Source organism: Pseudomonas brassicae (assembly GCF_010671725.1).
GTDB classification, from domain to species: domain Bacteria; phylum Pseudomonadota; class Gammaproteobacteria; order Pseudomonadales; family Pseudomonadaceae; genus Aquipseudomonas; species Aquipseudomonas brassicae.
Window position 1 is genome coordinate 1 of record NZ_JAAHBU010000139.1, and the last position, 7,213, is coordinate 7,213.

General features: G+C 66.9%; 4 protein-coding genes and 2 pseudogenes. 2 read left to right on the forward strand and 4 right to left on the reverse strand.

All coding sequences use genetic code 11. The features are described from left to right. Positions 1 to 611: 611 nt before the first annotated feature. The 4 genes from G3436_RS11220 to G3436_RS11235 all read right to left on the reverse strand — a co-directional run bounded on the left by G3436_RS11220 (position 612) and on the right by G3436_RS11235 (position 4,257). Entirely contained in the window at positions 612 to 1,652 is a 1,041-nt protein-coding gene (locus G3436_RS11220; RefSeq protein ID WP_163944791.1) for an AraC family transcriptional regulator ligand-binding domain-containing protein, read from the reverse strand. A gap of 4 nt (positions 1,653 to 1,656) precedes the next feature. Continuing rightward, on the reverse strand, positions 1,657 to 2,778 hold the full coding sequence (locus G3436_RS11225) for a nitrilase-related carbon-nitrogen hydrolase (protein ID WP_163944783.1): 1,122 nt from the start codon (positions 2,776 to 2,778) through the stop codon (positions 1,657 to 1,659). 97 nt (positions 2,779 to 2,875) lie between these two features. Further along, positions 2,876 to 3,256 (reverse strand): RidA family protein, encoded by a 381-nt coding sequence (locus G3436_RS11230; protein ID WP_163944786.1) that lies wholly within the window; start codon positions 3,254 to 3,256, stop codon positions 2,876 to 2,878. Positions 3,257 to 3,309: 53 nt separating this feature from the next. Next, complete coding sequence (locus G3436_RS11235; protein ID WP_243667106.1) at positions 3,310 to 4,257, reverse strand: alpha/beta hydrolase; 948 nt, start codon at positions 4,255 to 4,257, stop codon at positions 3,310 to 3,312. 451 nt (positions 4,258 to 4,708) lie between these two features. Between G3436_RS11235 and G3436_RS11240 the strand changes: the two are divergent. Both G3436_RS11240 and G3436_RS11245 read left to right on the forward strand, forming a co-directional pair. Continuing rightward, a pseudogene (locus G3436_RS11240) lies at positions 4,709 to 6,744 on the forward strand (oxidoreductase). Positions 6,745 to 6,803: 59 nt separating this feature from the next. Next, positions 6,804 to 7,213, forward strand: a pseudogene (locus G3436_RS11245) (1-aminocyclopropane-1-carboxylate deaminase); the annotation flags it as partial.

The following is a 7,213-nucleotide window of genomic DNA, read 5'->3' on the forward strand; positions in this document are numbered from 1 at the left end:
TCGCGCTGGTCGAGAGCTTCCTGCCTAAGCCGAGCCAAAAGACCAAGGCTGAGCACAAGGTCGAAGCGCCCACGCCTGCCGTGGACCTGGGCGTGCCCGAGCCCGCGCCCGCGCCTGCTGCGTTGAGTGCGCCGGCCCCGGCCGATGGGGTTGCACCTGCGCCGGTGCCGGTTGCCGAAACGGTGGCGGCACCGCTGGTCGATGACAGCAAGAGCTCGCAACCGGTCGCCCCCCCCACAGGATTCAGCGCCCATCAGCGTCGAGCAGCCGGCGACGGCGGCCGAGTCTGCGCCGCTCGAGAGCACGCCAGTGGTCAATCCCGAGCCCGCCCCGGCCCCAAGCGAGCCTGCGCCACTCTGACGCAGCGGATAAATCGTCCACCCCCTGCTACGTTTACCTGTAGATGCCGGCCCTGCCGGCCTTGCGGGCGAGGTATGCCCTTGTCATTTTTTCTTCATCCGGGCACTTTAGGGTGAAGTACGCATCAATGAGATGAACGCGCATACAAGGAGCAGGCAATGGACGACTATCAAGAAGAACTTCTGGAATACCACGCTTTCGAACTCGACCCCGCCGAGCCTGCCGACGACGCTACCGAGCTCTGAAGCGGTTCAGGCGCTGCGTCGCTCACGGCGACGAAACTCCCCAGGGGTGACCCCGCTCCAGCGCTTGAATGCGCGCTGGAATGCCTCTGCCGAGGCAAATCCGAGCAGGTAGGCGATTTCGCCAAAGGCCAGTTCGGTGTCACGGATGTAGGTCGTCGCCAGGTCACGCCGCGTGTCATTGAGAATGGCGCGAAACTGAGTACCTTCCTCTGCCAGCCTGCGCCTCAACGTCCAGGTCGGCAGGTGCAGGTGCGCCGCCACTTCCTGCAGGTCCGGCTCGCGGCCGCCATTGAGCAGCGGCCCCAGCAGGTGCGCAATGCGCTCCGCCAGGCCGCGCACCCGCGTGCGTTCGGCCAACTCCTGTTCGCACAACTGCACCAGGTGCTGCCAGGTACTGGGGCAGTGCGCGGGGTTGCGCAGTGCCAGGCTGGCACGGCTCAGGCGCAACTGATTGGCTGCTGCATCGAACTGCACCGGGTGGCTGCACAGTGCCTGGTAAAGGGCGGCGTAGGCCGGGGGCGCGTACTCGATCTCGACGCGTTCGGCCTGCAACGTCACGCCCACCAGCCCACCCAGTTGTGCCAGCCAGCCGGCCAGTACCGAATCGACCACAAAGCGGTTGTAGTCGTTGTACGGGCTGATCGAGTAGAAGCGTAGCCAGGCGCCCTGGTCGTCCTCTTCGAAGCGCGATTGGCCACGGTAGTTGGCCGCGTACAGCGGCTCGAAACGCAGCAGCGTGCGCGCCGCTTCGCCCAGTGTAGGGGCCTGGGCCGCGGTGACACCGGCCAGGCCCGCCTGGCTCAGGCGGCTCAAGCGGCCCATGTGCAGCCCCAGCGCAGGCTCGTGACTGAGCACGATGGCGGCATGCCCCAGGTGCATGTAGCGCGGGATCGACAGGCGTGCACCTGCTTCGGCCAGCCGTGCGGGCGTCAGGCCATAACGCTCGAGCAGGGCGCCCGGGTCATGGCCCAGTTGCTGCAGGGCGTGTGCCAGGCTCTGGACGAAGCCCACCGACAGATCACCCAGGCGTACCCGTGGCCGGCTCACGCCGTCATAGCCACTGGTTGAGCAGGCGCGCGCCAGGCTGCGCGCTGGCGCTGAACGCCTGGCCATCACGGCTGACGAAACCCAGGCCGTCACCGGCCACTTCCCAGAACTGCCCACGCAGGAACACGCTCAGCAGTGTGGTATCGGCTGTCTGGCCGTGGCGTACGAGCTGCTGCCAGGCCTGGCCCTCATCCACCTCGCCGGCCTTGAGTGGCAGGCTCACGGCCATGGGCTGGTGACGATTGCCGCGCCATGGCGCAGCCCAGCTGCCCTTGCCGCTGACAAAGGCCGGCACGGCGATCACCTGCACCGCTTGTGCGGCCAGGCGCTGATAGTTGGCCGGGTACCAGCTGTCGCTGCCCACCAGAACACCGAGACGCCCGGCGGGGGTTTCCAGCACGTGCAGCGGGTAGGCGTCGCCGCTGCGAATGAAGCGGCGTACTTCGCTGTCGGGGTATTGCTGGCGTTGTGGTTGGCCCAGCACCTTGCCGTTGCTGGCGAACACCACGCTGTTGTTGTACAGCGCGCCGTGGCCGCTGTGCAGTACCCCCTGTTCGACATAGGGTTCGGGCAGCACGATGGAGCCGGCCACCAGGGTCACGCCGAACTCCTTGGCCAGGCCGCCGAACAGTTGCTGGTAATCGGCGGCCATTTGCGTGGCCTTCATGCGCAGGTGCGCGTCGGCACGGCGGTCGTCGCCTTCGGCGTTGAGCAGCGCCAGGCCGTAGCGCAGCGGGTTGCTCAGTTCCAGCCACTGCCAGGCTTCCTGCAGGCGGGTGACCTGGTACAGCTCCTTCTTCTCGCCACGGGCCCATAACCAGGTGCCGATATGCTCGGGCAGCACCACAATGGTACGCGGGCCCACCAGGCCCTGGCTGCGCGCCTGCTCAAGGTACGCGGCGAGTTTGCGGTGCAGGCGGGTGAGGTCCTGGTAGTCGCCGGGGTACAGCAGCGGCTCGATGCCCAGCAGGTTGCCCTTGTCGGCGGGCACCCCTTCGCTCAGTGCCAGCTCCACGCGCAGGTCGGACAGGTAGTGGCCGGCCGGGCGTTGTTCGGTCCACAGGCCGTAGCCGCAGAGAATCGCGATGACAACAAGCGCCAGGGCGCCGAACAGAAGTCTTTGCATGAATAAGGTGTGCGTCCGGATTTGCGTCGAGCGTACTGCAAACAAGGGGCAGGCGAAACACGTCGCGACCTTGTGGCGCACGCTCGGGCCAGTGAACTCAGCCTTTGGCTGCCATGGCGGTCACTTCCACGCGCATGCCTTCGACTGCCAGGGCGGCCACGCCGATGGCGGCGCGTACCGGCCAGGGCTTGGCGAAGAAGCGCTGGTAGACCTCGTTGAAGGCGGCGCGGTCGGCCATGTCGGTGAGGTAGATGGTCAGGTGCATGACCCGGTCCATCGAGCTGCCGGCGCGCTCCAGCGCCACTTTCAGGGCTTGCAGGGTGCACTCGCTCTGCACGCTGATGTCGCCCAGTTCCAGGCTGCCGTCGGCGCGGGTCGGGATCTGGGTCGACACCAGCACGCCGGCGAAGCCGACGACGTCGGAGGAGATGGAATCGGCATCGGGATCGGCAACGAAGGTGAGATCGTGGTTGGCCATGGGGGTGCTCTTGTTCAAGGCGGTTTATTGAGGTCGGCCGGCAGTTTACCGCGTCACAGCGCACGGCGTGGGGTGGCGGGGGTATTCAAGCGTTCGACAATCGCCTGGATGACGCCCGGCGCCAGCGCAAGGTCAGCCGCCGCATAGGTCTGCAGGTTGGCTTCGCGGTCGTCTGCCGGTACCGTTTTGAGGACATGGTTCACGCCGGGCAGGATCCGCAGCATGGCCTGTGGCTTCGCCGCCTGCAGGGCGCGTGCATCGTCGGCGCTGACTTGCAGGTCATGGTCGCCCTGCACAATCAGCACAGGCTGGCGGACCTTGCCGAGCAACTGGCGCGGATCGAGTGTCAGCGCGCTGATCAGAAAGCCTTGCACCTGCTGGCGAAACAGCGGCTCCAGCGCCGCCGGCACGTCGCTGACCGGCTCGCCACGGGCCAGCGAATCGACGATGGCCAAGGCGCTGTCGCGCAGCGCCGGGTCGCTCAGGTTATGGCTCAGCTGTTCGCGCAGCACCTGTGCCAGCGGGCGCCCGGGGGTGGCCAGCAGCAGCAGGCCGCACAGCTGGGGGTTGTCCTGTGCGGCCAGCATCGCCACCAGCCCACCCTCGCTGTGCCCCAGCAGCCACACGCAGCGGCCGCCCATGAGTTGCGACAGGTGGTCGACCCACTGGCGCACATCGTCGGCGTAGGCCTGCAGGGTCACCTGATCGGGGTGGGCAATGGCGGCGCGGCTGCCGAACAGCCCGCGCTTGTCGATGCGCACGCTACTGATGCCCTGCTGTGCCAGGCCCTGCGCAAGCAGTCGGTAGGGCGCGGCGCGGATGCCCAGCGGGCTGTTGCCGTCGCGATTGGTCGGGCCGGAGCCGGGCACGATCAGCACCCGCGGAGCCTGCTGGGCGGGCACCGACAGCAGGGTACCTTCGAGCGGGCCATGCGGGCCCGGAATCTGGAGTGTCTGTACGCCGAACGCGCTAGTGGCGCCGCCCATCAGCAGGTGCAACATCAGCATCCTTGCCCATTGCATGCAAATACCTCGTCCGTGATCGTCAGGGTTGCCGCCCTCTGCAGGTCCAGGGGCATGCTGCCAGTTCAGTGGTCGCGGGTGCAACGTCGGGCGGCGGGGTGCCCGCGATCACGTTGGAACAAGCCCGGCACCCACTACCGTAGCACCCCACATGGACGCCCACATGACCCCGTTCAACCGCCGGGACGGCCGGTAATTCGAGGTCGCTGCCAGAGTCAGGCCCTGGGCGCCCGGGAACTGACCGAGCGGTGCCTGCATGGTTGACAGCGTTACGGGGGGCACTGCTGTTACTTATGATCATTAACTTGTAATTTAAGGTCATTGAGCCGCTTCGTCAGCCGCATTACTGTCGTTCACAGATAACCGACGGGCCCCGCTGCACGCAGCGAGGCGCCCGCATTCCGTGATTCGCTCGCTGTGGAGTTCGCTTATGGCTGCCGCTCAATACCCGCATCTGCTCGCCCCGCTGGACCTGGGCTTTACCACCCTGCGCAACCGCACCCTGATGGGGTCGATGCACACCGGCCTGGAAGAGCAGCCCGGCGGCTTCGAGCGCATGGCTGCCTACTTCGCCGAGCGCGCCCGTGGCGGCGTCGGCCTGATGGTGACCGGCGGCATCGGGCCCAACGAAGAGGGCGGGGTGTATTCCGGTGCGGCCAAGTTGACCACGGCCGAAGAGGCGGACAAGCACCGCATCGTGACCCAGGCCGTGCACGCGGCCGGCGGCAAGATCTGCTTGCAGATCCTGCATGCCGGGCGCTATGCCTACAGCCCCAGGCAAGTGGCGCCCAGCGCGATCCAGGCCCCGATCAACCCGTTCAAACCGCGCGAGCTGGACGAAGCCGGCATCGAAAAGCAGATCCAGGACTTCGTCACCTGCGCGGCCCTGGCGCAAAGCGCCGGCTACGATGGCGTCGAGATCATGGGCTCCGAGGGCTACTTCATCAATCAGTTCCTCGCCGCCCACACCAACCACCGCACCGACCGCTGGGGTGGCAGCTACGAGAACCGCATGCGCCTGGCGGTGGAAATCGTGCGCCGGGTGCGCGAAACGGTCGGGCCGAATTTCATCATCATCTTCCGCCTGTCGATGCTCGACCTGGTGGAAGGCGGCAGTGACTGGCCGGAGATCGTGCAACTGGCCCAGGCCATCGAACAGGCCGGCGCCACACTGATCAACACCGGTATCGGCTGGCACGAAGCGCGTATCCCCACCATTGCCACCAAGGTGCCGCGCGCAGCGTTCAGCAAGGTCACCGCCAAGCTGCGCGGTGCGGTGCAGATCCCGCTGATCACCACCAACCGCATCAACACCCCGGAGGTTGCCGAGCAGATTCTGGCTGACGGCGATGCCGACATGGTATCGATGGCGCGCCCGTTTCTGGCTGACCCCGAGTTCGTCAACAAGGCAGCAGCCGGGCGTGGCGACGAGATCAATACCTGCATCGGCTGCAACAGGCCTGCCTGGACCACACCTTTGGCGGCAAGCTCACCAGTTGCCTGGTCAACCCGCGCGCCTGCCACGAAACCGAGCTCGATTACCTGCCGGTAACCCAGGTCAAGCGCATTGCGGTGGTCGGTGCAGGCCCTGCCGGCCTGGCGGCGGCCACCGTGGCGGCGGAGCGCGGGCATACGGTCACCCTGTTCGACTCGGCCAGCGAGATTGGCGGCCAATTCAACGTGGCCAAGCGTGTGCCAGGCAAGGAAGAGTTCTTCGAGACCCTGCGCTACTTCAAGCGCAAGCTGCAGACCACTGGCGTCGAGCTGTGCCTGAACACGCGGGTGGGGGTTGAGCAACTGGCCAGTGGCGGTTATGACGAGATCATCCTGGCCACCGGGATCGCGCCGCGCCTGCCAGCGATCGACGGTATCGAGCACAGCAAGGTGCTGAGCTACCTTGACGTGTTGCTGGCACACAAGCCGGTGGGGCAGAAGGTGGCCGTGATCGGTGCGGGCGGCATCGGTTTCGACGTGTCGGAATTTCTCGTGCACCAGGGCGTGGCCACCAGCCAGGACCGTGACGCGTTCTGGAAGGAGTGGGGTATCGATACCCAACTGCAGGCCCGTGGCGGTGTGGCCGGGATCAAGGCCCAGCCCCATGCGCCGGCGCGCCAGGTGTTCCTGCTGCAGCGCAAGAACACCAAGGTGGGCGACGGCCTGGGCAAGACCACCGGCTGGATCCACCGTACGGGCCTCAAGCACAAGCGGGTGCAGATGCTCAACAGCGTCGACTACCTGAAGATCGACGACGCCGGCCTGCATATCCGCATCGCCGAGGGCGAGCCGCAGCTACTGCCTGTGGACAACGTGGTGATCTGTGCCGGCCAGGACCCGCTGCGCGAATTGCAGCAAGGCCTGCTCGCCGCGGGGCAATCGGTACACCTGATCGGCGGCGCGGACGTGGCGGCCGAGCTGGATGCCAAGCGTGCGATCAACCAGGGCTCGCGCCTGGCGGCCGAGCTGTAGGCCAGCAGTTCGGCGCGGGCTGCTAGACTGCGTGTCCCGCCCCGCGCCGAGCCCGCCTGATGCCTGTTGCCTTCGATGACCTGCCACTGGCGCCCCTGCAACCACTGGCCCTGGGCTGGCTGGCACGCGCCGGAATCGAGGTGGCCATATTGCGCCTGGACCTGATCGACCCGCTGATCAGTGGCAACAAGTGGTTCAAGCTGCTGGGGCACCTGCGTCTCGCCAAGGCGCGTGGTGCGCCGGGTGTGATCAGCCTGGGCGGTGCGCATTCCAACCACCTGCACGCACTCGCCGCAGCCGGCCAGCGCTTCGGCTTTGCCACGGCCGGGTTGCTGCGCGGGCACCCGCAGGACACCCCGACCGTGCGTGACCTGCACGCGCTGGGCATGCGCCTGCACTGGCTCGGCTATGGCGGCTATCGGGCGCGGCACCAGGCGGACTTCTGGCACGCCCTGGCAGGCGGCCTACC

Bases quoted from the DNA above. Each gene is read 5' to 3' on its own strand.
- G3436_RS11225 (WP_163944783.1), bottom strand. From the start codon at position 2,778: ATGCAAAGACTTCTGTTCGGCGCCCTGGCGCTTGTTGTCATCGCGATT.
- G3436_RS11235 (WP_243667106.1), bottom strand. From the start codon at position 4,257: ATGTTGCACCTGCTGATGGGCGGCGCCACTAGCGCGTTCGGCGTACAG.
- G3436_RS11230 (WP_163944786.1), bottom strand. From the start codon at position 3,256: ATGGCCAACCACGATCTCACCTTCGTTGCCGATCCCGATGCCGATTCC.